Below are 25,045 nucleotides of genomic sequence, written 5' to 3'. Positions count from 1 at the left end.
GATACGATGGGCGCTGGTCGACACCCCCGGGAGCCCCCTACATGGCCGGACTCGGCTGGCTGCACCTCACGGATCTGCACGTCCGAACCACCGGCACCCTGTGGCAGCGGCCCGCCTTCCGCGACGAGCTGGAGCGGGACCTCGGCTCGCTGCACGATCGGATCGGGCCCATCGACCTCCTCCTCGTGACCGGCGACCTCGCCTCGACCGGGACCGAGACCGAATACGCGATCGTCTCGGAGGGGCTCGCCTCGCTCCGGGACTTCCTCGCTCGGCTCGGCTCGCGCCCCGCGCTCCTCACGGTTCCCGGCAACCACGACCTCGTCCGAACCGCCGCGAGCGTCGCACCAAACCCGGCAACCTGGGAGCTTCACCCGCAAGCACGCGAGGCGTTCTTCGACGAGGCCTCTCACCCCTTCCGGCAAGCCGTGACCGCCGCGTTCGCCCCGTACGTCTCATGGACGGAGGAATGGCGCGAGGTGCGGCTCGGCCCGTTCGACGACGCCCTCCGAGAGGGCCTCCTGCCCGGCGATTTCGCGGCGACCCTCACGAAGAACGGGGAGCGATTCGGCATCGCGGGCCTCAACACCGCGTTCCTCGCGCTCACCACGCAGGCGCATGGCCTCCTCGACGTGGATCCACGGCAGCTCGAAGCAGCCACGGGAGACCTCGACGCCTGGGCCCGCGCGCACGACGCGTGCCTGCTGCTCACGCACCATTCGCCCTCCGCGCTCTCGCCGCGTGCGTTCGAACGATTCTCGACCACCATCGCGCCCCCCGGCCGTTTCGCGCTTCACCTCACAGGCAGCCTGCGCGGCGGAGAGCCCCTGGTCGATGCGCCTCACGCGCCCGTCTTTTCGGCGTTTCCGTTCTCGGGCGCACTCGATACGGACAAACGGCGCGGGTATGCCGCCGGGCGCCTGGAGCCGGACGCGGGCACGATGACGTTCTGGCCCCGGATCCTCGGCACTTCGCCGACCAACGACCCCATCTTTCGTTCCTATCCATCCCTCCCGGATCCCGTCCGGCGTACGTTCGTCCTTTCGCGCCCCTCCGAGGCTGCAGAACTCGACGATCTGGCCGAAGACGAGGCCCTCCCATTACCGATCGCCGCGGAATCCTCCCCCGAGCTCGAGCTCGAAGCACCACCCAGCGCATTCGCCGCACCCGAGCCGCTGGAATTCAAAAAAGAAGCGGCTCCCCCGGCTCCCCCGCCGCCTCGCGCCGCGCCCGTCGCCGCATTCGCCCCCTCCCCCGTCCCCGCGCGCGCCCCCGGAGCCACGCGCGGCCTCCATCTCGGTCCCGCATCCGCGCCCGCTTCCGCCTCCGCGCGCGCTGCCGCTCCCGCGCCCGCGTCCGCGCCCGCCTCCGCGGACGTACCCTCCGAATTCACCCTCCTCCGCTCGTTGCCGATCGACCGCGGTCCCCTCGCCCGCGTCCGGTTCTCGCCCACCGGCGACACCCTCGCTGCCATTTCGTTCTGGGGCAAGATCCACGTCTGGGACGCGGACACGCAATCGAACCGCTGGCTCGCGCGCGCCGGCTCCGACGCGATGGACCTCTGCTACGCGCCCGATGGCCGCCGCATGGCCACGCGTGCCGGGACGAACCTTTCCATCTGGGATACCTCGAACGGCGAATGCCTCCGCACGCTGCACGAGGTCTCCGGCACGAGCCTCGCCTGGTCGCCCGAAAACATCCTCGCCGTGGGCCAGCCCGACGGGAGGATTCTCTTCCTCGACGCCGACGAGCTCTCGCCCCTCGGCCACCTCGATCACGGCTTCTGCCCCGAAGGAATCTTCGCCGTCGCGTTCTCCCCCGACGGCGAGTTCCTCGTCTCCGGCGGCAAGGGCGACGGGTTCGTCGCCATTTCGACGATCCCGGCGGGCACCTTGCCGCAAAATGGCTTCACCCGCGCCGCCCATTTCCACCGCGGCTCCGTCCTCGATTTCGCGTTCCGGCCCCGCACGCCCCACGTCGCCTCCGCCGCCGACGACGGCACCATTGCGGTCTGGAGCCTCCAGGACGGCGCCTTCCTCGCCAAGCTCGAAGGCCATTCCACTGCCGTCACGAGCCTCTCCTTCTCGCACGACGGCCGCCTCCTCGCCTCCCGCTCCCGCGACGGCCTCGTCCTGCTCTGGCGCACCGATACCTGGGAGCCCGTCGCTCGATTGCGATCCACCACGAATTACCTCGCAGGCTCCGTCTTCTCCCCCACCGAGCCCACGCTCGCCATTCCCTCACCGACCGGCGCCCTCGCCCTCTTCTCCGTCGATATCGACGCCCTCCGCGGCCGCGCCCCCTCCTCCAGCACGCTCCACACCACCACGGCAAAGGTCGTCCTCCTCGGCGAGGGCCGCGCCGGAAAGAGCTGCCTCGCCCTCCGCCTCGCCGAGGAACGTTACGAGGAGCAACCTTCCACCCACGGCATGCGCTTCTGGTCGATCTCGGGCCCACGCCTGCCGCGTGATACGCCTGTCCCGAAAAACCACCGCCGCGAGCTCGTCGTCTGGGATCTCGGCGGCCAGGACGAATACCGCCTCGTCCATCCGCTCTTCTTGCGGGACACCTCCCTCGCCTTGCTCGTCTTCGAGCCCGGCCGCGGCAAGGCCGCCGAGAATGAAATCGCCTCCTGGAACGATCACCTCGGCGACGGAGGCGAGCACGACGGCGCGCCCCGCCGATTGCTCGTCGGCACGAAGCTCGACGACGCCGAGCGGGCCCCCGAGGATCGCGCCGCGAGCGAGCGCCTCCGCGCCCGCGTCGGCGCCCTCGCGTACGTGCCCACGAGCGCCCGCACGGGCCGCGGCATCTCCGAATTGAAGAGCACGATCCTCGGCGCCATCGATTGGTCCTTGCTCGGTCCGACGAGCCGCCCCGTCCTCTTCGAACGCATTCGCGCGCACGTCGAGCGCGCCCGCAAGGCCGGCCGCGCCGTGCTCACGCTGCTCGAGCTCGAGGCCAGCGTGGCCGAGGACGAGACCGACGCCGAGCTCGCGGTCGCGATCCCCGCCGTCGCCTCCCAGCTCGCCCGCCAGGGCCTCGTCGCCGACATACGTTTGTCCGATGGAACGCGCGCCCTCGTCCTCGAAGTCGAGCAGATCGCCCGGTATGCTGGCTCCTTGATCCTGCTCGCCCGCGACAACCCCCACGGCGTCCCCGCGCTCGACATCGCCACGCTGCTCGGCCCCGCCGCGCGATTCCCGCGCATCCCGCCCGGCGAGCGCTTGCGCAAGGATCAGGAGCTCGGCGTCCTCGACGGCGTCATCGCGCTCCTGCTCGCACAAGGCACGTGTTTCCTCCACGAGGGATTGCTCGTCTTCCCCGCCCTCTTCCCGGCCCCCGCGCCCGTCGCCGATCCGGCCGATCCCGTCGCCCCCAGCCTGCCGGCCGCCATTCGGTACGAAATGAGCCGCCCCGCTTCCGAGGTTTATGCCTCCGTCGTCGCGGCCCTCGCCCTCGGCCGACGCTTCGGCCCGGCGCGCCTCGGCCCCGGCCGCGCGGATTTCGGCCTCCCGGGCGAAGGTCTGTCGCGGCTATCCATGACACGAGCCCCGGCCGGGAAGGCGCGCGGCGGGCTCGAAGTCGCCTTCTCCCCGGACACGCCCGACGAGGTCCGGCGGCTCTTCGCGGGCTTTCTCGAGGATCACCTGAAGCAGCGCGGCGTCCATTTCGTCGAGCGCGCCTCCGTCCGCTGCGTGTGCGGGTACGTCTTGCCCGAGGACACCGTCAAGAGCCGCCTCGTCGGCGGCCATTCCGACATCGGCTGCCCCGAATGCGACGCCCGCACCCCGCTCGTCCCGCGGGCCGAAGGGAAAGACGCGCTCGCCGCCCCCATCTTCGCCTTGCGGCGCGAGGCCGAGCGCAGGCGCGAGGAGAGCGTCGAGGCCGCGCGGATGGCCATGGCCGTCGCGCGCGTCACCTCGGACAAACCCCCCGCGCCCATTCGAATCCTCCACCTCAGCGACCTGCACCTCCACGAGGGCGACGATCCCGAGACCCTGCTCCAGCCCTTGCTCACGGACCTGCGCGACCGCGTGGAGGGGCTCGCCCTGGAAAAACTCGATTTCGTGGTCGTCTCCGGCGACCTCTCGAACCGCGCGAGCCCCGGCGAGCTCGAGGCCGCGCGCCATTTCCTCTCGCGCCTCGCCGAGGCGATGAGCCTCACCGCCGAGCGCTGCATCGTCGTGCCCGGCAACCACGATCTCGACTGGGACACCGAGGTCTACGATTTCAAGAAGCGGCGCGCCGTCGACCCGAGGCGCCTCGCGCCCGGCAGCTTCGTCGAGCAGGAGAGCGGCTACCTCGTGCGCGACGAGACGCGTTATCCCGAGCGATTCCGCAATTTTTCCCGCCATCTCTACCACCCGCTCTGCCTGCGCGAATATCCGCTCACGCCCGAGGAGCAAGGGCTCGCCTTGCTCTTCCCGGCCGAGCGGATCCAGTTCGTCGCGCTGAACTCGGCGTTCGAGATCGACGAATACCACCGCGGCCGCTCGGCCATTCACCCCGGCGCGCTCTCCCGCGCCCTCGCCGAGGCGGAGCGGCAGATCGAGGAGGCGCGGCGGCGCGGGGACCTCGACGCGAACGCCCCCGTCCTCAGGCTCGCCGTCTTCCACCACCCGGTGACGGGCAATGAAAAGATGACGGACGACGCCTTCCTCGAACGATTGCGCCGCGGCGACGTCCGGGCCGTCCTTCATGGGCACGTCCACGAGGACCGCGCCGATCTCGTGGGATACCTGCATCCCGCGCGGCGAATCCACGTCGTCGGCGCGGGCAGCTTCGGCGCGCCCGCGGACCACCGCCCCGCGTCCGTGCCGCGGCTCTACAACCTGATCACGATTCCGCGGGATCTCGGGCGCATGCGCGTGGATACGCGCTCGCTCCGCAAAGACGAAGGCATCTGGGAGCCCTGGTGCACGTGGCCGGGCGACAACCCCGGCGAGCGCCGCGCCCATTACGAGGTGAGGTGGGGCTGATCAGAGCTCGTCCGCGCCGATGTCGACCGGACCGTTTTTCCTGTTCTCCCCGTCGATGTCCACCGCGCCCACGTCGACCGCGCCGCTCCCCTCGTCCTTCGCGGGAGAGCCGGGCGAGAGGTGCAGATCGCCGTTCAGCGGATTCACGAGCTTCGGATCCACGGTGAGCGAATTCGCGCCGCCCGAGGCGCCGTCGAGCCCCCCGTTGAAGTAGATGTTGAAATCGAACACGTTTCCCGTGTTGCCGCTGCCCGCGATGACGACCGCGCTCGTGCCCATCGTCGCGACCACGATGTTGTTCTGATACACGTTGCCCTCGTTGCGGTTCTGCAAGAGGATCGCCGCGTCCGCCCAGCCATCGCGCGAGCAATTGAACAGCGTATTGTTGACGATCACGTTGTTCTTCGCGGCCCCGCCCCCACCACCGTTACCGCTGCTGTACCCGCCGGTCGCGATGCACGTGACATCGTTATCGTGAAGGAAATTGTTCCGCACCACGATGGCGCGCGTCGACTTGCCGAACCACTCGCTCGCGAGCTCCACGCCGAGATCACAATCGTGCGCGGTGTTCCGCTCGATCACGAGATCCGCCCCGCCGTCCACGTAGAAGCAGCCCGCGGCCTTCTCGTTGCCATAGGCGGGGTTGCCGGCGCTCGTGACGTCGTGCGCCAGGTTGCCCACGATGAGGCCTTTGCGGACGCGGTTCACGTCGGGCGCGTCGATCTCGTCGTCCTGGGAGCAGGAGCCGCAGACGTCGCCCTCGAAGCCGATGAAATCGAACGCGATGTTGTTCACGTGGTGGACGTGGTTGTCGCGCACCTCGAAATCACGCACGTTCCCGTTGATCACGAGCGCCTCGCTCCAGCCGAGGACGAGATCGTGGAGCTCGTTGCCGATGACCGAGATTCGCTCGGCCGGCGTGGTCTCGGTCCCGTACACCGCGATGCCGTGCGCGCCCGTGCCGTCGCCGCCGTTCTCGGCCAGGATGTCGTGAATGACGTTGTCGCGAATCACGATGTCGTGCGCGGCGCCGCGGACCCAGATGCCCGCGGGGAAATTGCCATCCACGCCCGCGAGGTTCCGGATCTCGAACCCTTCGACGACGATATGCGCCTGATCGAAGATGTTGAACATCCCCACCTCGCCCGTGCCAATGAGGTTCGTTCCATCGAGGATCGGCCGCGCGCCGCAGGCCGCGCGCACCGTGATCGGCGCCCCGGGCGCGCCCGAGCGCGGGAACGTGATGCGCTCGTCGTACGTGCCCTGGCGGACGACCACGGTGTCCCCCGGCTGGGCGGCCTCCAAGGCGACGGCGATGTGCCGGAACGGCTCGGCCGAGGTGCCCGGACCATCGTCGTTGCCCGTATTCTCGACGAAATAGGTCCCTGCCGCCGGATCACATGCACCGCCGCTCCCGCCTCCGCCGCTGCCTCCACCACCGCTTCCGCCGCCGCTTCCGCTTCCGCCTCCGCCGCCGCTTCCGCCTTCGCCTCCGCTCCCGCCTCCACTTCCGCCGCTTCCGCTCGCGCCCGTTTCATTCGACGAGCACGCGAGGAGCCCGATCCCGAGGAGCGCCACCAAGAAACCTCGATGCATCACACCACCCTGCCTTTCCGCATTACGCAGGCCGGAGCATACGCATTTTGTGGACGCGCGTCGCTCCCTCGTGGTTCAGTGCATCCCCGTACAACGAGCGCGCGGCGCCACGTCGCGCCACGGAGGCATTCATGTCCGAATCCCGTGTGACGAGCCGTGGAGGGTCCGCCTGCGGCCGGGAGCACTTCCCGCTCGCCTCGCCCATGCTCGACGATCCGCGGCCCTTTTATGCCCGCGCGCGCCGCGACGAGCCCGTCTTCTGGAGTGATTCGCTCGGCCTCTGGGTCGTGACCCGGTACGAGGACGTCTGCGCCGTCGCGAAGGACGCGACGCGCTTCTCGTCCCTCGATTCGATCACGCCCAAGGCCGCGACAGCGCCTCCCCCGCCGGAGCTCGTCGCCGAGCTCATGAAGGGATATCCGCTCCTCCCGAGCCTCGTCGACAGCGATCCCCCGATCCACACACGCGGGCGCGCCCTCGTCACGAAGGCCCTCTCGCTCCGCCGCCTCGCCGCGTTCGAGCCGATCCTCCGCGACATCGCCGAAAGGCTCGTGGATGGATTCATCAAGAAGGGCCACGTCGAGCTCGTGCATGCCTTCGCGATCGCATTACCGGGCAACTTCATCGTCGACCTGCTCGGGCTGCCCCGCGAGCACCTCGATCAGGTCGATCGCTGGACCACGAACAGCACCGCGATCTTCGCCGGGCAAGATCCGCTCCCGTCGCTCCTCGAGCACGCGAAGGGCTTCGTCGCGTTCCAGCATTACCTCGCCGATGCGATCGAGGATCGCCGGAAGAATCCCCGCGACGACGCCCTCTCCGACATCGTCACCGGCGCCGCGGCCCTGGACCCGCCGTTCGGCGTGGCCGAGCTCGTCAACATGCTCCTGCAGATCCTCTTCGCCGGTTACGAGACCACGGCCGGCCTCATCGCGGCCGCGGCGCTCGAGCTCGCGCGGGATCCGGAGCTCTTCGCCGCGGCCCGGAAGGACCCGGCCATCATCCCCTCCATCGTCGAGGAGGTCTTGCGGACGGCCTCACCCATCCACGCGATGTATCGCACGGCGCTCGAGGGCGTGGAGATCGGCGGCGTGCACATCAAGAAAGGCGAGCGCTTGCAGATCGCGTACATCTCGGCGAACCACGACGAGCAGCGCTTCGAGGAGCCGCTCCGGTTCGACATCCGCCGGACGGCGCCGAACCTCGCGTTCGGGCACGGAATTCATTATTGCATCGGCGCGCCGCTCGCGCGCCTGGAAGGCCGCATCGCGCTGGAGGTCTTGACCCAGCGCTTGCCGAGCCTGCGCCTCGTTCCGGAGCAGAAGCTCACCTATTTCCCGAGCGCCACCGCCCGCCGCCTCGAATCGCTGGAGCTCGCCTGGGACTGAAGCCGCTGCGCTGGGGCGTTGCCCCAGGCCCCACCGGGGCTATCCGCCCCTGGACCCGGACCAGCGCAAGCGCTGGACCCGGGGTCGATGAACTGCGCTCCGCGCAGTTCATCGAACAGGCCGAGGCAAGACCGGCGACGACCCTGCCAATCAAGACAGCCGCGCTGACCTTTCGACGGGCAACGCGGTCCCACCGGCTCGTTGGAAGAACTGCGCGATGCGCAGTTCTTCCACCCCGGGTCCAGCGCTTGCGCTGGTTCGGGTCGAGGGGCGAACAGCCCCCGCGGGGTCCGGGGCAGAGCCCCGGCGCAGCGGCCCAAAGAAGAGCGTGTACGTCAGAGCATCCCTTCGCTCTTCAGGATGTCGTAGGTGATCTTCGCGGCCTCCGGGCCGATCTTCTTCTCGTCGTTCGATCGAATGCGGCACGCGAACACCCACGTGCGGCCTTCCTTCTCCAGCGCGCCGACGAACCATCCGATCGCGCCGAGCGGCCCCGGCGGGCCATCGCCGGGGAGCGCGCTGCCGGTCTTCCCGCTGAAAACCACGGTCGCGGGAATCTGGTCGATGAACGGATGCCGATCGCGCACGTGCTCCACGGCGTCGCCGCGCAATTCGAGGGTCTTCTTCACGACGGTCGTCGCGCGCGGCGAGACGGGCAGCTTGTTTTCGTAGAGCGCGGCGAGGAAACGGCGCTCCTCGCGGGGCGAGATCTTGAGCGTGTCGTTCAGCCAGAACATGGTCACGTCGCCCGAGGGATCGGCATTGCCGTATCGGAATGCCGAGAGATACGCGCGATAACGAGGCTCGCCGACCTGCTCGGCGATGCGCTGGAAATACCAGACCGTCGAGTGCCACATCGCGGTGGCGAGCGAATGATCGCGGTTCCACGTGGCGCGCCATCGCTCCTTGCCGTCCCAGCGAAACACCGTGGTCTCGTCCTGCACCACGCCCGTGTCGACCGCGATGAGCGCGTTCGGAATCTTGAACGTCGAGGCGGGCGAGGTGCGCACGTCGCACTCGTCGCCGCCGTACTCGACCGTCTCGCCGGTGCCGAGCTCGACCATGGTGAAGCAGCCGACGAGCCCGGAAAACCGGGACGCGGCCGCCTTGGGAGTCCGGGGCACGCTCGGGTCCGGGACCGTGGCGGCGCCGTGCGTGCAGCCCGCGGCAAGGAGGAGCAAAGGCGCGGCGAGGAGGCCCGCGGCGGCGGCGAGGGGGCGCATGCGTGGGGTCATGACGCGCGAACGCTCGTCCGGACCGACGCATTTCCAGCCGGGGCACGTTTCGTGGAGCCGCATCGATGGTTGACACGAAGCGACGGTCGCGGCTAGGAGAAGCCCGATGGTCGATTCCGGACGGCTCGACGTCGCCGTGCTCGGCGCCGGCGTGATGGGGCTCGTCGCCGCCGTCACGCTCGTGCGCGCAGGGCTCCGGGTCGCGGTCCACGAGCGCGCCGCCGATATCACGGCGAGCGCCGCGTGGCGCTCCGGCGGCATGCTCGCGCCCGACTGCGAGGCCGAGATCGCCGACCCGCTCGTGGTCGCCCTCGGCCGGCGGTCGCTCGCGCTCTGGCCGTCGCTCGTCCCGGGCGTCGAGACGAACGGGACCCTGGTCGTCGCGCCCCCCCGCGAGCCGGGCGTGCTCACCCGATTCGAGCGGCTGACCCGGAATCACCGGAGCCTCGACGAAGAGGCCCTCGGCGCGCTCGAGCCGGCCCTCGCCGGCCGCTACCGGCGCGGGCTCTTTTTCCCGCACGAAGGGCACCTCGACCCGCGGCGCACGCTGCAAGCGCTGAAGACGTGGCTCCACGAGGCCGGCGTGCCGATCGAATTCGGTTTTTCCGGGGATCTCGGGCCCGTCCATGCCGATCACATCGTCGACGCGCGGGGCCTCGGCGCCCGGGACAGGTTTCCCACGTTGCGCGGCGTCAAAGGCGAAATGGCCCTCGTCCGGAGCCGGGACGTTTCGCTCTCGCGGCCCGTGCGCCTGCTCCACCACCGCCATCCGCTGTACGTGGTGCCGCGCGAGGGCGGCGTCTTCATGATCGGCGCGACGACGATCGAATCGGAGTCGCCCGATCCGAGCGAGGAGACGCGCGTCACGTTGCGCTCGGCCGGCGAGCTCCTCACGCAGGCGTATGCGCTCCACCCCGCGTTCGCCGAGGCGGAGATCCTGGAGCTCAATGCGGGGCAAAGGCCCGCCTTCCCCGACAACGCGCCGCGGATCGAGGTCTCCGGGCGCACGATCGCCGTGAATGGATTGTATCGCCACGGCTGGCTCCTCGCGCCGGCGCTCGCCGCGCGGGTCCTCGACGTTCTCCGCGGAAAGATCACCCCGAACGAGGTCATGCATGCGGATCCGGCTGAATGGTGAACTGATCGATACGACGGCGGAGGATCTCGCCGCGCTGATCGAGGACCGAGGGTTCGACGTCTCGGTGGTCGCGACCGCGCTCAACGGCGAGTTCGTGCCGCGCACCCTCCGGGCCGAGACGAAGCTCGCCGAGGGCGACGCCGTCGAGGTGCTCCGGCCCATGCAGGGAGGATGAGCATGGTCGATTTTTATGGGCGCACGTTCGAAAGCAGGCTGCTCCTCGGGACGGCGCGATATCCCTCGCCCGAGGCGCTCGGCCAGGCGGTGGCGCGCTCGGGCGCGCAGATCGTGACCGTGTCCCTGCGGCGTGAATCCGCAGCCGGCGCGAAGGCGGGTCAGGCCTTCTGGGAGCTCGTGAAGGCGCTCTCCGTGACGGTCTTGCCGAACACGGCCGGCTGCCATTCCGTGCGAGAGGCCGTGACCACGGCGCGGATGGCGCGCGAGGTCTTCGGGACGCCGTGGATCAAGCTCGAGGTCATCGGCGACGACGTGACGCTCCAGCCCGATCCGTTCGCGCTCGTGGAAGCGACACGCGCGCTCGTGGCGGAGGGGTTCGAGGTTTTTCCTTACATGACGGATGATCTCGTGCTCGCCGAGAAGCTCGTCGAGGCGGGCTGCCGCGTGCTCATGCCGTGGGGCGCGCCGATCGGGACGGGCCGGGGGCTCAACAATCCCTACGCGCTCCGGCTGCTCCGGAAACATTTCCCGGGGATCACGCTGGTCGTGGACGCGGGCATCGGCGCGCCGAGCCACGCGGCGGCGGCGATGGAAATGGGATACGACGCCATTCTGATCAACACGGCCGTCGCGACCGCGGGCGATCCGCCGACCATGGCGGAGGCGTTCGCCGAGGCCATTCGCGCGGGGCGAAGGGCGCACGAGGCGGGGCTCATGGAGCCCACGGACCTCGCCACGGCGTCGACGCCGACGTTCGGCGCGCCGTTCTCGCCTTTTGCAGGCTGATTCGAGGAGCGGACGATGCTCGTGCTGGATCGTTTCTATCTGATCGTGGACAGTGCCCGGTGGCTCGATCGCCTGCTTCCGCTGGGTTTGCGATTCGTACAGCTCCGCATGAAGGGGCTCGAGCCTTTGGCGCGGCGGGCGGAGATCGCGGCGTCGATCGAAGCATGCCGGGCGCGCGGGGCGATGCTCGTGGTGAACGATTTCTGGCAGGACGCGATCGACCTCGGCGCGGAATGGGTGCACCTCGGGCAGGAGGATCTCGCGGAGGCCGACGTCGCGGCGATCCGGCGGGCGGGTCTCAAGCTCGGCGTCTCGACGCACAGCCACGAGGAGCTCGACACGGCGCTCGCGGTCGATCCCGATTACGTGGCCCTCGGCCCGGTGTATCCGACGACGCTCAAGGTGATGCCCTGGGCGGCGCAGGGGCTCGATCGCATCGGCGAATGGAAGCGCATCGCGCGGCGGCCGCTCGTCGCGATCGGAGGAATCACGCTGGAGCGCGCCGAGGGTGTGGCGCGGGCGGGCGCGGATTCGATCGCGGTCATCTCGGACGTCCTCTCGAATCCCGATCCCGAGGCCCGCTGCAAGGCCTGGCTCGACGCGCGGGCGACGTGGCCACGCGCCCCGGAATGACCGACGTTTCCCGCGGCGCGGTTCCGCGCTACGCTGGCGGCGAGAGGAGCCGATCATGAAGGAGCTCAGCTACGAGGTCACGGTGAACGAGCCGGGCGAGCTGCCGCTTTCGCGGGCCGAGGTATGGCGGGGGCTCGAAATGAAGGCGGAGGACGCGCTGCCGTTCGTGCCGGGAATGAGGCGATGCGAGGTCCTGGAGAAGGGCGACGGCTGGCTCTTGCGCGAGATCGAATTCGGAGGCCAGCCCATCCGGGAGCGCGTGACGTTCGAGCCCGAGACGCGCGTGCATTTCGAGCGCGTCGCGGGGGCGCCGGGGTGGGTCGACAACGTGATCGACGAGCAGCCCGACGGCGCGCTCGTGCTCCGCTTCGTCTTCGGCGTGCCCGAGGAAGACGAGGCGAAGGCGCGGGAGCTCGAGCCCGTGTATCGGAAGGCCGTGGCAGCGACGCTCGCGACGGTGCGGCGAATGGTGACGGAAGGGACGATTCCGCGGCGCTGACGTTCACCCGCGCCGCTTCGACGCGACGTACGCGAGCCCCTGCGCGTTGAGCGCGATATCCAGCTCCAGAAGCGCGCGATCCTCGGCGTCGAGCGAGAAGCCCGCCTCCTCGGCCGCGCGATCCATCTCCTTTTCGAGCGCCCCACGAATCATGGCCTCGGCCTCGGCCGGCGCGAGCGGCACGGCCGCCTCGACGAGCGAAGCGGACAGGTCGATCCACCGGTGGAGCTGCGTGGCCACGACGTCGAGGTCCTCGATCTCGCCGAAATGCGTGAGCGCCGCGCGCCGCGCCCCCGACGTCCGGACCACCTCGATGCTCGCATGCGCCGCGTCCGCGTCGAAATCCGTCGGGCTCGTGGAAGGGAACGCGAGGCGGCGGCCGCGCTGGAGCCGCGGATAGACGAGGCCAAACGTGTCGCCGGTGAACACAGCCTCCCGGGCCGGATCGAGCACGACGAAATGGTGGTTCGCATGCCCGCGCGTGTGCACGAACGTGAGCGTCGCGCCGCCAAGCGGGGCCGTCTCCCGATCGTCGAGCGACCGCACGCGCGCCGCGTCAATCGGCAAGATCGTCCCGTAGAGCTCGGCAAACCGCGCAACGCCATAAACAGCCTCGGCGCTCTTGACGAGCTTCGACGGATCGACGAGGTGTCGCGCCGCCCGCGGATGCGCGAGCACGGTCGCATTCGGCAGCGCAGCGAGCAACGCCGAAGCGCCCCCAGCATGGTCGAGGTGGACGTGCGTGACGATGACCCACCGCACAGCCTCCCGCGCAATCCCCTCACGATCGAGCGCCTCGAGCAGCCGGGGGACCGCATGCGTGGTGTTCGTCTCCACGAATGCCGCTTCGTCGCCCTCCACACGGAGATAAGCGGCGGCAACGCCGGGGCCAAGGTAATCGCAGTCGATCGTGACGAGGCGCGAGGAGCTCATGCGTCGAGCTTAGCAGACCTGGTGGCCGCTGCGCTGGGGCTTCGCCCCAGGCCCCACCAGGGGCTGTCCGCCCCTGGACCCGGACCAGCGCAAGCGCTGGACCCGGGGTCGATGAACTGCGCGATGCGCAGTTCATCGAACGGGCCGAGGGAAGACCGGCGCGGCGGTCTGGCCAACTGGCACAGTGCCAGTGAAATGACTCCGACAAACCCGGGCAAACACGCGTCGGCGTTTCTCGTTGACGCGTCCCGAGAGGCTCGTGTAAGGCATGCTTGGTGCGCGCGGGGGTGGGTCTTCCGTCCTCGAACACGAAAACGCAGGTAGGGAGGAAAGAGACGATGAGCAACGTCGACGGGCACGACGCGGGTACACCCACGTGGTTCGACCTCATGACGCCGGACCTCGCGGGGGCGCAGAAGTTTTACGGGGACCTCTTCGGCTGGACCTTCATCCAGGGTACCGCCGAGACGATGTACTACACGATGTGCCAGAAGAACGGCCGTAATGCCGCCGGCATGGGCAAGCGCCCCGAAGACGCGCCCTACCCCACGTCGTGGAGCGTCTATTTCGACACCAGGGACGCCGACGCCACCGCCGCCAAGGTCCGCGAGTTCGGCGGCCAGCTGATGATGGAGCCGATGGACGTGATGGATCAGGGCCGGATGCTCGTCTGCGTCGACCCGACGGGCGCCGTCTTCGGCTTCTGGCAGGGCCGCGTCCACAAGGGCGCGCAGATCATCGACGAGCACGGCGCCATGACCTGGTGCGAGGTCGCCACGCGCGAGAGCGAGAAGGCCGCGGCGTTCTACAGCAAGGTCCTCGACGTCGAGGCCCGGAAGATGCCGATGGAGATGCCCGGCATGACGTACTACACGCTCCACAAGGGCGACAAAGCCGTCTCCGGCATCATGCAAATGAACGAGCAGTGGGATGCCTCGATCCCGCCGCACTGGATGCCGTACTTCGCCGTCGATAGCGCCGAGGACGCGTGTAAGAAGATCGAGGAGCTCGGCGGCAAGGTGATGCACGGCCCGTTCGATACGCCCTACGGCCGCATCGCCGTGGTCGCGGACCCCTACGGCGCGACCTTCTCCATCATCAAGCTCTCCGCCGCCGCCATGGCCGCCTGATTCGGTCCCGCCCCCGCCCCCATCGGGCTTGCCCCGATTTCTGATTCGATTGTGCGCCGCCCGTGCCGGCGGCGCACACGCACGTCAGGTCCCCGCCGAACGTCACCACGATCAGACCCAGAACGGCGATCAGCGCGACCGTCGAGGGCTGCATCCATCAGAACCGAAGGTGACCTCTGTAGAGGAATCTTATCGGGACGGCGTCGACGTCGTCCTTGAAGTCGAGTCTTCCTCTGACCCCCTCGAAAACACCCGTGCCGCTGCCCAGCACCGGGGAGGGAGGCATCACGAAGGCACTGACAATTGCCACCACCGATATCGTCCCGATGATGTAACCTCGCCTCATGGCCAGCCTCCTTTCATGAAGTGATCGGAGAAAAGATACTCGTCGAAGACGACGGGTAAATGGGAGAATGCCCCGATCTCCACCCGGAGAAGGATGTAGATGTCGTGTAAGTCCTACGGGTGGAAGCGATCGAGTCGCGTTTTCCCGCGAGCGACTTGGATTTCTTGGATTTCTGCCCGCCATGCCTCGGACGCCGGATGCCGCCCATCCCGCAAGCGGGGAGTCAGGGGCGCATGCCGAAGCGCGGAGGAACGTGCCGGCGCCCCTCCGCCATTGCCGACACGCGCGGCCACGGGGTCGAAATCCGAGGCGGATGAGCAGGCATGGCCGCCCGGGCGGTGCGCTCCGGGCAAAACGAATCGTCCGGCTTACCGCGCCTGCCCTGATTTCTGATTCGATTGCTCATCCGCGTCCGCGCCGGCGATGCATACACATGTCATGCATCCGCCGAACGTCACCATGATCAGCCCCAGAACGGCGATGAGCGCGATCGTCGAAGGGTGCATCTTGCCCTTGTTCGGATCCGCCGGCGCCATCGGCTGCACGCCATACGCCGTCCCGTAAGGCTGCTGCGGCTGCGCATGGTATCCCGGCGGTGTCGGGCCCTGCGGACCATACCCCTGCTGCGGCTGCGCGTGGTATCCCGGCGGCGTCGGGCCCTGCGGACCATACCCCTGCTGCGGCGGCTGCGCGTGATATCCCGGCGGCGTCGCCCCCTGCGGGCCATATCCCGGCGGCGTCGGCCCCTGCACGCCGTAGCCCGAATGCGCAGGCCCCAGCGTCGGGCCCGTCGCATAGCCCGTCCCCGCGATCGTCGGCGCCACGCCGCCCTGCTGCACGGACGGCCCCGGGGCCGGCGGCGCCACCGAGATGCCCGATCGAGGCGCCAGCGTCGCCCCCGTCGGCGGGACCGCGACGCCCGTGATCCGGCCAATCCGCTCGGCGGACAGACGCGCCCGCTGCGGCGCGAACGGGACGAGCGCCGCCGCGAGCTCGCCGACGCTCGCGAACCTCCGCGCGGCGTCCTTTTCGAGGCAACGCAGGATCACCGCTTCGAGCGCGGGCGGCGCGTCCGGGCGCAGCGTCCGCAAAGGCGCCGGGGGCTCTCCGAGAATGGCGGCGTAGACCTCCGGCACGGTCGAGCCCTGGAATGCGAGCTTGCCCGTCAGGAGCTCCTGCAGGATGACCCCGAGCGCCCAGATGTCGGTGCGCGGATCGACGTGCTTCGACGAGCGGAGCTGCTCCGGCGCCATGTACCCCGGCGTGCCGAGCACGCTCTGGGTCTGCGTCATGTGCTGTGCATCGGGCGACGCGCCCACGAGCGCCGCCTTGGAGATGCCGAAATCGAGCACCTTCACGCACGCCGAGCCGTCCGCCCGCCGCGTCAAATACAGGTTCGCCGGCTTCAGGTCGCGATGCACGATCCCCGCGACGTGCGCCTCGGCGAGCGCCTCGCACGCCTGCAGCAGATACTCGACCGCGTCCTCGATCGCGAGCGGGCCGTTTCGCTTTACGTGCTTCGAGAGGTCCGACCCCTCGAGGTACTCCATGACCATGTACGGCTCGCCCGTGTCGAGCGTGCCGACGTCGAGCACGCGCGCCACGTGCTCGCTCTGAATGCGGCTCGCGCTCCGCGCCTCGTTGGCGAAGCGCGCGACGATCTCCTGGTGCTTCAGGGCCTCGGGCTGCAAGAGCTTGATGGCCACGGTGCGGCCGAGGTGCAGGTGGTGCGCGGCGAGCACGACGCCCATGCCGCCTTCCCCGAGCACCCGCTCGATCCGGAATTTTCCCGAGAGGACATCACCGGGGCTCGGCGTGCTCATCGGGCCTCGGACGAGCGATAGAGGCAAACGGTCGCGATCATCGGCGTGCATTCTTCCATGCGAAGGGCCTCCGAGCCAAGCGCCTTCGCGCGCCTCGTCGGCCCTCTCGAGGCTTGTGCCACGCCGAGGGCCCATGCGATCCTCGCTTCCATGCTCTTCCCAAAGCCGCTCTCCCGACTTCTCTTGACGCTCCCCACCCTCGCCGCGACGTTCGTCCTCGGCCTCGCCGCCTGCGGCGACGACTCCGACGGCACGACGCCTCCGCCGAAGTACACGCTCGAGAACGTCTGCGCGCAAATCGCGCCCCAGCTCTGCGGGGTGCGCAAGACGTGTTGCGAAAAAGGCGAAGGCTACGACGAAGCCGCGTGCATCACGTACGAGACCGAAGTTTGCGAGAAGAACGTGGCCGACGTCCAAGCAGGCCTCATGACCTTCGACGGGAACAGCGTCGACGCCTGTCTCGTGGCGATGAAGCCCTACGCGGACAAGTGTTTCCTGACGATCCCCGACTACTACGACGCGCCCGAGGACCTCGAGCCATGCACGAAGGTCTTCGCAGGCAAGCTGACGGAGGGCTCGACCTGTGACCGCGACGCGCAATGCGCATCCTCGGTCGAGAAACGAGAGATCGTCGAGTGCAACGACGATACGAACAAATGCTCGGCGACGCGCTTCCTGCCACTCGACGCGGTCTGCGTGGTCGAGGCGGACGCGAAGGAGCTCTGCGATCAGGGCCTCTACTGCGATTACGATTTCCTGGCGCAAGAAGGTCTGTGCAAGCCGGCGAGGAAGCTCGGCGAGGCCTGCACGCCGAGCCCCATCCAGCTCTCGTGCGGCCTCAACGCCTATTGCGACGCAGACACGAAGGTCTGCACCGAGGCAAAGGTCGAGGGCTCCACCTGCCAGAGCCCACTCGAATGCCAGTCGCTGAAATGCGAGTTGATGGCCTGCGGCCCGATCGATCCCCTCTTCGAAGGCGAGCAATGCAAGGGGAGCAACACGCCCTGAGCGCGCCCCCCGTCCCCTGAACCAAAAATCCCGCCGATCGGATCGAAAAACACGCCCTGCCAGCGGCTCTCGACCGGAGCTACGGTCAGCCCATGGCGAACGAATCCGACGGCCCGCGTTTCACACGACGCGCGTGGCTGAAGGCAAGCACCGTGCTCGGCGCCATCGCCCTCCCAGGCTGCGCGTCGGTACGCGGAGCCTCGGGGTCGAGGGCGAGATCCTCGAGGAGACCCGATATGCCCTACGACGTCGTGATTGTGGGAGGCGGCCCCGCAGGCCTCTCCGCTGCCCTTGCTCTCGGTCGGGCGCGCAAGCGCGTCCTCCTCTGCGATTCGGGACCGCGGCGAAACACGGCTGCGGAGCACATCCACAACTTCGTCACGCGCGACGGCACGCCCCCGAACGAGTTTCGCAACGTGGGGCGCCGGCAGCTCACGCCGTACCCGAGCGTGGAGGTCCGAGACGCAGGGGTTCAGGCCATCACGGGAGCGCGCGGCGCCTTTCAGGTCGCGCTTTCGACCGGCGCCGTCGAGGCGCGCCGAATCCTGCTCTGCACCGGGATGATCGACGAGATGCTCCCTCTCGACGGATTTCGCGAGCTTTGGGGGCGATCGATCTTCCAGTGCCCCTACTGCCACGGCTGGGAAGTGCGAGAGCAGCGATGGGGCTACCTGGCACGCGGGGTGGAAGGTCTCCATTTCGCTCTCCTGCTCCGAAGCTGGACGCGAGACGTCGTCGTCTTCACGAGCGGCGCTTTCGACGTCCCGGAAGACATGCGAGACCGGTTCCGCGCAGCAGGGATTCAGCTCGAGACGCGGCCGGTCGTGCGTCTCGTCGCGCGAGCGGACCGACTCGAAGGCGTCGCCCTCTCGGACGGAGCCAGCATTCCATGCGAGGTTCTGTTCGCCCATCCGCCGCAGCGCCAAGTCGCATTGGTCGACACACTCGGCCTGTCGCTCGACGACGGCGGGTACGTCCGTGTCGACCCGATGACGCGCGAGACATCCATTCCCGGGGTCTACGCAGCGGGGGACCTGGCGACGCGAATGCAGGGCGCGATCATCGCCGCAGCGGCCGGCGTACAAGCAGGGGCCATGCTCAACCACGAGCTCACCGCGGAGCTCGCAGCCAGCGGTGGTTTGTGATGGAAATCGAAGCAAGCAAAGCGGTCCAAGACCGCGTAGCGCAGACGGCCGAGCGGCTCCTTCGCGACGCAGGCATCTCCACGGGCATGCGTGTCCTCGACGTCGGCTGCGGACGAGGCGACGTATCCCTCATGGCGGCACGCCTGGTGGGCGAAAGCGGCCTCGTCATCGGCCTCGACCGCGACGAACGAGCAACATCGGCCGCCACCGAGCGCGCGCATGGCCTCGGGATCAAGAACGTGAAATTCATCCCGGGAGACCTCCACGCACCCCCCATCGTCGACGCGCCCTACGACGCAGTCATCGGGCGGCGCGTCCTGATGTACCAGCCCGATCGCGTCGCCGCCCTTCGTCCCCTCGTCGACGCACTCCAGCCCGGAGGCCTCGTCGCATTCCAAGAAGTCGACGCGACCATGGTGCCCGCATCGACGAAACCACACCCACTTCACGAGCGGGTCACGCGTTGGATCTGGCAAACCGTCGAGCGAGAGGGAGCGACGACCGCCATGGGATTCGAGCTACCCGTCGTGCTCGAAGCCGCCGGGCTCGAAGTCGAGGGGCTACGCGCCGAAGCAATCATCCAAACCAAGCACCATCGTCACCTCACCGCCTGGATCGTGCGAGCCATGATTCCCCGCATCGTCGAGCGCGGAGTCGCGTCGGAAGCAGAAATCGACATCGAAACGCTGGATACACGCCTCGCCGAGGAACTCGACCGCGTGAACAGCGCATTCATCGGCGACATGGTCTTCAGCGCGTGGGCACGGAAGCCGTTGCGCTCGGTGGCGTAGCGCCGGGGTTTCACCCCGGACCCGACCAGGGGCGGATGGTCGTCCAGACGGTGAATAGCCCCTGGCCTTCACTCGCGTAGTGCTCGAAGCACAGCTGCGATCACGTCGTCTAGCGTCCCCTCACAGAGTACTCGATTGTCAGCACTTCTCGCTTCATAGCGACCGTCATCGAGTCCCTCCGCAGCAATATATGGCAACATGTCGAACGGATAGGACACCTTTCGGCTGAACCGCAGGAAGTTCAGGCTCTGAAACGGGTAGAACCGGCGCAGTTCCGGTTCCTTGGCAGCGCGTTCAGCGACCACGCGAACGCGACCGTGTGCCCGCTCCAAAAGGAATTTCCATTGCCCTGCGATCACGTCGTCGTTGGTTCCCATGTCATTGTCCCAATTCGTCCAACCTCCTATTGGTGCACCCCGTCGGTGTCACGACGGGGGTGGGCGAGGTGGAACGAAGCCCTGGACCGGTGGGCGACGACTGCGCTTCGCGCAGTCGTCGCGGGGAAATTTTTGGTAGCTATCCGCCCCCCTTTGCAGGGCGCAGCCCTGGACCTCTGATGCAAAGGCCGCGATGCGGTCGATGCAAGGGATCAGGATGGAGGCGCCGTCTCCGCCACCTCCAACGTCACCGGCACCCCATTCAGAATGGCCGTCCCCGTGAGCGGCTCGACGTCGAGATCGTCGGTGATCGCATTCGCGTTCGCGCCCGGCACGCCCGCCGCAACGCGCAGGGTATCGGCCGCCGCAGCATGTCCGTGCCCGTGCGGCAGGCTCACGACGCCCGGCATCACGTCCTCCGTCACGGCCATTCCCACGACGACCTCGCCCACGCGGCTCCGCACGCGCACGCGCGCCCCCGAAGAAAGCCCGAGCCGCTCCGCATCCGTCGGGTGCACGAGCAGCATCGAGCGATCCGGACCCTTCACGAGCGACGGGACGTTGTGCATCCAGGAGTTGTTGTTCCGCATGTGCCGGCGCCCGATGAGCACGAGGCCCGCGGCGGCCACCTCGTCGAGGAATCGTTCGAGACGCGGGACATCCGCCAGGATCTCGGGCGGCGCGAGACGCACCTTCCCGGTCTTCGTCCGCACGCGCTCCCGGAACATCGGCCGGAGCGGGCCGAGATCCAGGCCATGCTCGGCTTTTTTGAGTTTTTCGAGGTTGAGCCCCTTCCCGAACGGGAGGAATCGATCCCCATACGGCCCCATGCGGAGCAGGACGTCGAGCAGGCCGTCGGCGCCGAGCTTGTTCAGCAGCGCGACCATTCGCTCGGCCGCGGCGCCGAGCGGCGACGGCGTGAGGCGTTTTCCAAGGATACGCCCCACCAGATCCACGAGGATCTCCGCGTCGTCTTTCGTGTCCGGCGGGGCCTCGATCACGGGCGCGGACCATTTTGCCGTGTTCCGGACCGCGAGCGTGTGGAAGAGCAGATCGTAATGGCTGCGCTCGAGCGCGTAACGCGGCGGCAGGACGAGGTGCGCGTGGCGGGTCGTCTCGTTCAGGTAGATGTCCACCGCGACCATGAAATCGAGGTTCGCGAAGGCTCGTCCGATGCGCTCGCCATTCGGGACCGAGAGCACGGGATTGCCCGCGATGACGACGAAGCCGCGAATCTGCCCGGGCCCAGGCGTCTCCATTTCCTCGGCCATGGTGGTGGCGGGAAGGTTTCCGCCGACCTCGGGCAAGCCTCGGACCCGGGAGCGGAAGCGGCCGTGGCCGCCGAGGCCCATCATCCGCGCGACCCGCACGACGTCGGCCGCGGGCGTCGGGAACATCGCGCAGCCGGGGCGATCGAAATGGCCCGTGACGATGTTCAGCGCGTCGACGAGGTAACTCGACAGCGGGCCGAACGCGCTCGTGGAGAGGCCCATACGGCCATACGCGACGGCGCGCCGCGCCCGGGCGAATTCGCGGGCGATGCGGCGGATGACGAGCGCCGGGACGCCCGTCGGCTCGGAGACGCGCTCCGGCGAGAAGCGCGCGGCAATGGCACGGAGCTCGGGGACGCCGTCGGCGATGTCGGAGAGGGCGCCGGCGTCGTAGAGGTTTTCCTCGAACACGACGTGGAGCATGCCGAGGAGGAGGGCCGCATCGGAGCCGGGGCGAATGAAATGGTGCTCGTCGGCGAAGCCGGCGGTCTCGGTCTTGCGCGGGTCGAAGAGGATGAACTTGCCGCCGCGCTCGCGGACGCCGGAGAGCCTGCCGCGGACGTCGCCGAGGGTCATGATGCTGCCGCCGGACGCCGCGGGGTTCGCGCCGAAGACGAGGAAATAATCGGTGTGGTCGATGTCGGGGATGGTCAGGCTCGTGGCCGCGCCGAACATCTGGAGGGCGGCGTAAATGCGGGGATTCGCGTCCTGGGAGTTCGAATCGAAGCGGTTCTTCGTGCCGAGCGCCATTCCGAGGAGGACCGCGCCGAGGAGCGCGCCGTGCCCGTGCGCCGAGGGATTGCCGAGGTACATGGCGACGGAATCGGGGCCGTGCTCGCGCTGGAGGGCGGCGAGGCGCTCGGCGGCCTCACTGAGGGCCTCGTCCCAGCTCACGCGGACGAAGCCCGAGGCGGTGCGGCGCATGGGGAAGCGGAGGCGGTCGGGATCCTCCTGGAGCTCCCGCATGGCCGGGCCCTTGGGGCAGATGTGGCCCCGCGAGAAGACGTCGTCCCGGTCGCCGCGGATGTCGACGACGCGGTTGTCCTCCACGGCGACACGCATGCCGCACATGGCCTCGCAGACGTTGCACGTGCGGAAATGAACCGTGGCCGCCATGGTGCGCTCCTTGGTCCGGGTCCGTCCGGATGGGGAGGCATCCTACCAAAAAAGGGCGGAGAAGCGGCAAAGGGTGGTGGGCACGTCCGGGGAGACGCTTGGCGCAGGTGCAAGCCTGGGTCCGGACGTCCGGAGGGACGCTTGGCGCAGGTGCTAGCGCAGGTCCGGACGCCCGGAGGGATGCTTGACGCAGGTGCAGGCCAGGGTCCGGACGCCCGGAGGGATGCTTGACGCAGGTGCAGGCCAGGGTCCGGGCGTCCGGAGGGACGCTTGGCGCAGGTGCGGGCCAGGGTCCGGGCGTCCGGAGGGACGCTTGGCGCAGGTGCTAGCGCAGGTCCGGGCGTCCGGAGGGACGCTTGGCGCAGGTGCTAGCGCAGGTCCGGGCGTCCGGAGGGACGCTTGGCGCGGGTGCTAGCGCAGGTCCGGACGTCCGGAGAGGCTTTGGCGCGGGTGCGAAGAGGTGTCGGCGCGCGGGGACCGTCAGGAACGCCGCATCGCCCGGATCTTCCCGGCGACGACGTCCGCCGTGAAGCCGAACGCCTTGGCGAGGTCCTTGTCCGGCGCGGACGCGCCGAAGTTATCGCGGCCGATGACGAGGCCACGGTCGCCCGCGAGCGCGCGCCACGGCAGCGTCGAGCCCGCCTCGATGACCACGCGCGGCGTGCCCGGAGGCAGGACCTCCTCGCGGTATGCCTGATCCTGCCGCTGGAACTGCTCGAGGCAGGGCATCGAGACGACACGCACGCGGTCGCCCTCGGCGTCGAGGATCTTCTTCGCCTCCATCGCGAGCGAGACCTCCGAGCCCGTGGCGATGACCACGACGGCCGGCGGGTTCGTGGCGGAGTCGGCGAGCACGTAGCCGCCTCTCAACATGACCTTCGGATCAAAACCCTCGGGCCGCGGGAGCTCGGGGACCTTCTGGCGCGTGAGCGCGAGGGCCGTGGGGCCCGAGCGGCGAAGGAGCGCGTGCGCCCAGGCGGCTGCGCATTCGAGGCTGTCGGCGGGGCGGACGACGTCGACGTTCGGGATGAGGCGGAGCGACCAGAGGGTCTCGATCGGCTGGTGCGTGGGGCCGTCCTCGCCGAGGAAGATGCTGTCGTGCGTGAAGACGAAGACGCTGTGCAGCTCGGAGAGGGCCGCCATGCGGATCGCCGGGCGCATGTAGTCGGCGAAGACCAGGAAGGTGGAGCCGAACGGGATGAAGCCGCCCGCGAGGGCGAGGCCGTTGACGAAGGCGCCCATCGCGTGCTCGCGGACGCCGAAGTGGATGTTGCGGCCGGAGAAGTCGCCCTTCTGGATGGCGGGCGAGCCCTCGATGTAGGTCTTCGTGGAGGGGTTCAGATCGGCCGAGCCGCCGACGAGCGAGGGCACGAGGGCGGCGGCGCGTTGCTCGACGATGCCGGCGCTCTGGCGCGTGGCGGCGTCCTTGCGAGGCGCGGCCTTGACGAGCTCGTCGAAGAGGTTTTCCGGGATCTCGCGGCGGATGAGGCCCTGGTAGAGGGACGCGGCCGCGGGGTCGCTCTGCTCGAGGGCGCGCAGAGCGGTCTTCCAGGCGTCGTGCGCCTTGCGGCCTTCTTCGGCGCGCGTCTTGAAGATCGCGCGGACGTCGTCCGGGATGAGGAAGGTGGGCTCAATGGGCCAGCCGATGGCCTTCTTCGTGGCCTCGACTTCCTTGGCGCCGAGGGGCTCGCCGTGGGCCTTGGAGCTGCCCGCCTTGCCGGGCGAGCCATACGCGATGACCGTGCGCGCGACGATGAGCGAGGGGCGCGAAGGCTCGGCGACAGCGGCGTCGAGGGCGGCGCGGATCTGCGCATGGTCGTGGCCGTCGATCTTCTGGACGAACCAGCCGTAGGCCTCGTACCGCTTGCCCACGTCTTCGCTGAAGGCGAGGTCGGTCTTGCCGTCGATGGTGATGTGGTTGTCGTCGTAGAAGAAGACGAGGTTCGAGAGGCCGAGGTGCCCGGCGAGGCTCGAAGCCTCGGCAGAGACGCCCTCCATGAGGTCGCCGTCGGAGGCGATGCCGAAGACGCGCGCACTGGCGACGCCGGTCTTCGCGCCGAAGCGGGCCTCCATCATCTTGAGCGCAGCAGCCATGCCGACGGCGGTGGAGATGCCCTGGCCAAGGGGTCCGGTGGTGACCTCGACCCCGGGCGTCAGGTGCACCTCGGGGTGGCCGGGCGTGCGCGAGCCGAGCTGGCGGAAGCGCTCGAGCTCGGCGAGGGAGAGGTCATACCCCGCAAGGTGAAGCAGGCCGTAGAGGAGCATCGAAGCGTGGCCGGCCGAGAGGACGAAGCGATCCCGATCAGGCCAGCTCGGGTCCCGAGGGTCGTACCGCAGGTGCCGCGTGAAGATCTCGAACGCGATCGAGGCGAGCCCCATGGGCGCGCCCGGATGGCCCGAATTCGCCTTCTCGACGGCGTCGACCGCGAGCATCTGGATCGTGTGGACGGCCTTCTTTACTGTCGACTCGTCGATGTGCATCGGATCCTCCGGCCGCGTCTCTAGGCGAGATCGGTCCCGAAGGAAAGCGAGCCAGCTAGCAGGGCGCTATCTCGACCAGGGCGTAGCGCCGGGGTTTCACCCCGGACCCCGACCAGGGGTTGTCCACCCCTGGACCCGGACCAGCGCAAGCGCTGGACTCGGGTTGGAAGAACCGCGCGATGCGCGGTTC

19 protein-coding genes are annotated in these 25,045 nt (G+C 68.9%); 11 read left to right on the top strand and 8 right to left on the bottom strand.

Annotated elements, in window-relative coordinates; all coding sequences use genetic code 11:
- Window positions 1–41 precede the first annotated feature (41 nt).
- Window positions 42–4,982, top strand: coding sequence for a metallophosphoesterase (locus QHF83_RS18160; protein ID WP_282419119.1), 4,941 nt, complete (start codon window positions 42–44; stop codon window positions 4,980–4,982).
- Here the strand turns inward: QHF83_RS18160 and QHF83_RS18155 are convergent, their stop codons facing one another.
- Entirely contained in the window at window positions 4,983–6,578 is a 1,596-nt protein-coding gene (locus QHF83_RS18155) for a DUF1565 domain-containing protein (RefSeq protein ID WP_282419118.1), read from the bottom strand.
- A 131-nt stretch (window positions 6,579–6,709) separates the two neighbouring features.
- Here QHF83_RS18155 and QHF83_RS18150 point away from each other — a divergent pair, with 131 nt between their 5' ends.
- Entirely contained in the window at window positions 6,710–7,966 is a 1,257-nt protein-coding gene (locus QHF83_RS18150; protein ID WP_282419117.1) for a cytochrome P450, read from the top strand.
- Between the two features lie 335 nt (window positions 7,967–8,301).
- On the opposite strand, the gene QHF83_RS18145 is transcribed toward QHF83_RS18150, so the two are convergent.
- Window positions 8,302–9,189: a penicillin-binding transpeptidase domain-containing protein gene (locus tag QHF83_RS18145; protein ID WP_282419116.1), complete on the bottom strand. Its 888-nt coding sequence runs from the start codon at window positions 9,187–9,189 to the stop codon at window positions 8,302–8,304.
- 118 nt (window positions 9,190–9,307) lie between these two features.
- On the opposite strand from QHF83_RS18145, the gene QHF83_RS18140 reads away from it, so the two are divergent.
- From QHF83_RS18140 to QHF83_RS18120, 5 genes are read left to right on the top strand one after another with little or no spacing between them, the layout of a single operon-like run.
- Complete coding sequence (locus tag QHF83_RS18140; protein ID WP_282419115.1) at window positions 9,308–10,339, top strand: FAD-dependent oxidoreductase; 1,032 nt, start codon at window positions 9,308–9,310, stop codon at window positions 10,337–10,339.
- Window positions 10,317–10,514, top strand: coding sequence for a sulfur carrier protein ThiS (gene thiS, locus QHF83_RS18135; RefSeq protein WP_281317428.1), 198 nt, complete (start codon window positions 10,317–10,319; stop codon window positions 10,512–10,514). The genes QHF83_RS18140 and thiS overlap by 23 nt, the downstream gene beginning before the upstream one ends.
- A 2-nt stretch (window positions 10,515–10,516) precedes the next feature.
- The gene (locus tag QHF83_RS18130) at window positions 10,517–11,302 is read left to right on the top strand and encodes a thiazole synthase (RefSeq protein ID WP_282419114.1); all 786 of its coding nucleotides are present in this window, start codon (window positions 10,517–10,519) and stop codon (window positions 11,300–11,302) included.
- Window positions 11,303–11,317: 15 nt separating this feature from the next.
- The gene (locus tag QHF83_RS18125) at window positions 11,318–11,935 is read left to right on the top strand and encodes a thiamine phosphate synthase (protein WP_282419113.1); all 618 of its coding nucleotides are present in this window, start codon (window positions 11,318–11,320) and stop codon (window positions 11,933–11,935) included.
- Window positions 11,936–11,990: 55 nt separating this feature from the next.
- On the top strand, window positions 11,991–12,434 hold the full coding sequence (locus QHF83_RS18120) for an AtaL-like protein (RefSeq protein ID WP_282419112.1): 444 nt from the start codon (window positions 11,991–11,993) through the stop codon (window positions 12,432–12,434).
- 3 nt (window positions 12,435–12,437) lie between these two features.
- Here QHF83_RS18120 and QHF83_RS18115 read toward each other — a convergent pair whose 3' ends face one another.
- A complete protein-coding gene (locus tag QHF83_RS18115; protein ID WP_282419111.1) occupies window positions 12,438–13,367 on the bottom strand; it encodes an MBL fold metallo-hydrolase in 930 nt (309 codons plus the stop codon).
- A gap of 338 nt (window positions 13,368–13,705) precedes the next feature.
- On the opposite strand from QHF83_RS18115, the gene QHF83_RS18110 reads away from it, so the two are divergent.
- Window positions 13,706–14,497, top strand: coding sequence for a VOC family protein (locus tag QHF83_RS18110; protein ID WP_282419110.1), 792 nt, complete (start codon window positions 13,706–13,708; stop codon window positions 14,495–14,497).
- Window positions 14,498–14,654: 157 nt separating this feature from the next.
- On the opposite strand, the gene QHF83_RS18105 is transcribed toward QHF83_RS18110, so the two are convergent.
- Together QHF83_RS18105 and QHF83_RS18100 are read right to left on the bottom strand one after the other, a co-directional pair.
- Entirely contained in the window at window positions 14,655–14,843 is a 189-nt protein-coding gene (locus QHF83_RS18105; RefSeq protein WP_282419109.1) for a hypothetical protein, read from the bottom strand.
- 368 nt (window positions 14,844–15,211) lie between these two features.
- Window positions 15,212–16,666 (bottom strand): serine/threonine protein kinase, encoded by a 1,455-nt coding sequence (locus tag QHF83_RS18100; RefSeq protein ID WP_282419108.1) that lies wholly within the window; start codon window positions 16,664–16,666, stop codon window positions 15,212–15,214.
- A 150-nt stretch (window positions 16,667–16,816) separates the two neighbouring features.
- Here QHF83_RS18100 and QHF83_RS18095 point away from each other — a divergent pair, with 150 nt between their 5' ends.
- The 3 genes from QHF83_RS18095 (at window position 16,817) to QHF83_RS18085 (ending at window position 19,610) form a co-directional block, all read left to right on the top strand.
- Window positions 16,817–17,674 carry a hypothetical protein gene (locus QHF83_RS18095; RefSeq protein ID WP_282419107.1) on the top strand — a complete coding sequence of 286 codons (858 nt, stop codon included), beginning with the start codon at window positions 16,817–16,819 and terminating at the stop codon, window positions 17,672–17,674.
- A gap of 236 nt (window positions 17,675–17,910) precedes the next feature.
- Window positions 17,911–18,819, top strand: a complete 909-nt coding sequence (locus QHF83_RS18090) for an NAD(P)/FAD-dependent oxidoreductase (protein WP_282419106.1) — start codon at window positions 17,911–17,913, stop codon at window positions 18,817–18,819.
- Window positions 18,819–19,610, top strand: coding sequence for a methyltransferase domain-containing protein (locus QHF83_RS18085; protein WP_282419105.1), 792 nt, complete (start codon window positions 18,819–18,821; stop codon window positions 19,608–19,610). The genes QHF83_RS18090 and QHF83_RS18085 overlap by 1 nt, the downstream gene beginning before the upstream one ends.
- Window positions 19,611–19,678: 68 nt before the next feature.
- On the opposite strand, the gene QHF83_RS18080 is transcribed toward QHF83_RS18085, so the two are convergent.
- The 3 genes from QHF83_RS18080 to tkt all read right to left on the bottom strand — a co-directional run bounded on the left by QHF83_RS18080 (window position 19,679) and on the right by tkt (window position 24,855).
- Entirely contained in the window at window positions 19,679–19,987 is a 309-nt protein-coding gene (locus QHF83_RS18080; protein WP_282419104.1) for a DUF6193 family natural product biosynthesis protein, read from the bottom strand.
- A gap of 212 nt (window positions 19,988–20,199) precedes the next feature.
- The gene (locus QHF83_RS18075) at window positions 20,200–22,374 is read right to left on the bottom strand and encodes a molybdopterin-dependent oxidoreductase (RefSeq protein ID WP_282419103.1); all 2,175 of its coding nucleotides are present in this window, start codon (window positions 22,372–22,374) and stop codon (window positions 20,200–20,202) included.
- A gap of 480 nt (window positions 22,375–22,854) precedes the next feature.
- A complete protein-coding gene (tkt, locus tag QHF83_RS18070; RefSeq protein ID WP_282419102.1) occupies window positions 22,855–24,855 on the bottom strand; it encodes a transketolase in 2,001 nt (666 codons plus the stop codon).
- Window positions 24,856–25,045: the final 190 nt, after the last annotated feature.

This window comes from Polyangium sp. 15x6, from assembly GCF_029960785.1.
GTDB lineage: Bacteria > Myxococcota_A > Polyangia > Polyangiales > Polyangiaceae > Polyangium.
Note: the sequence above shows the minus strand (reverse complement) of the source record. Positions and strands in the feature narration are given on the sequence as shown.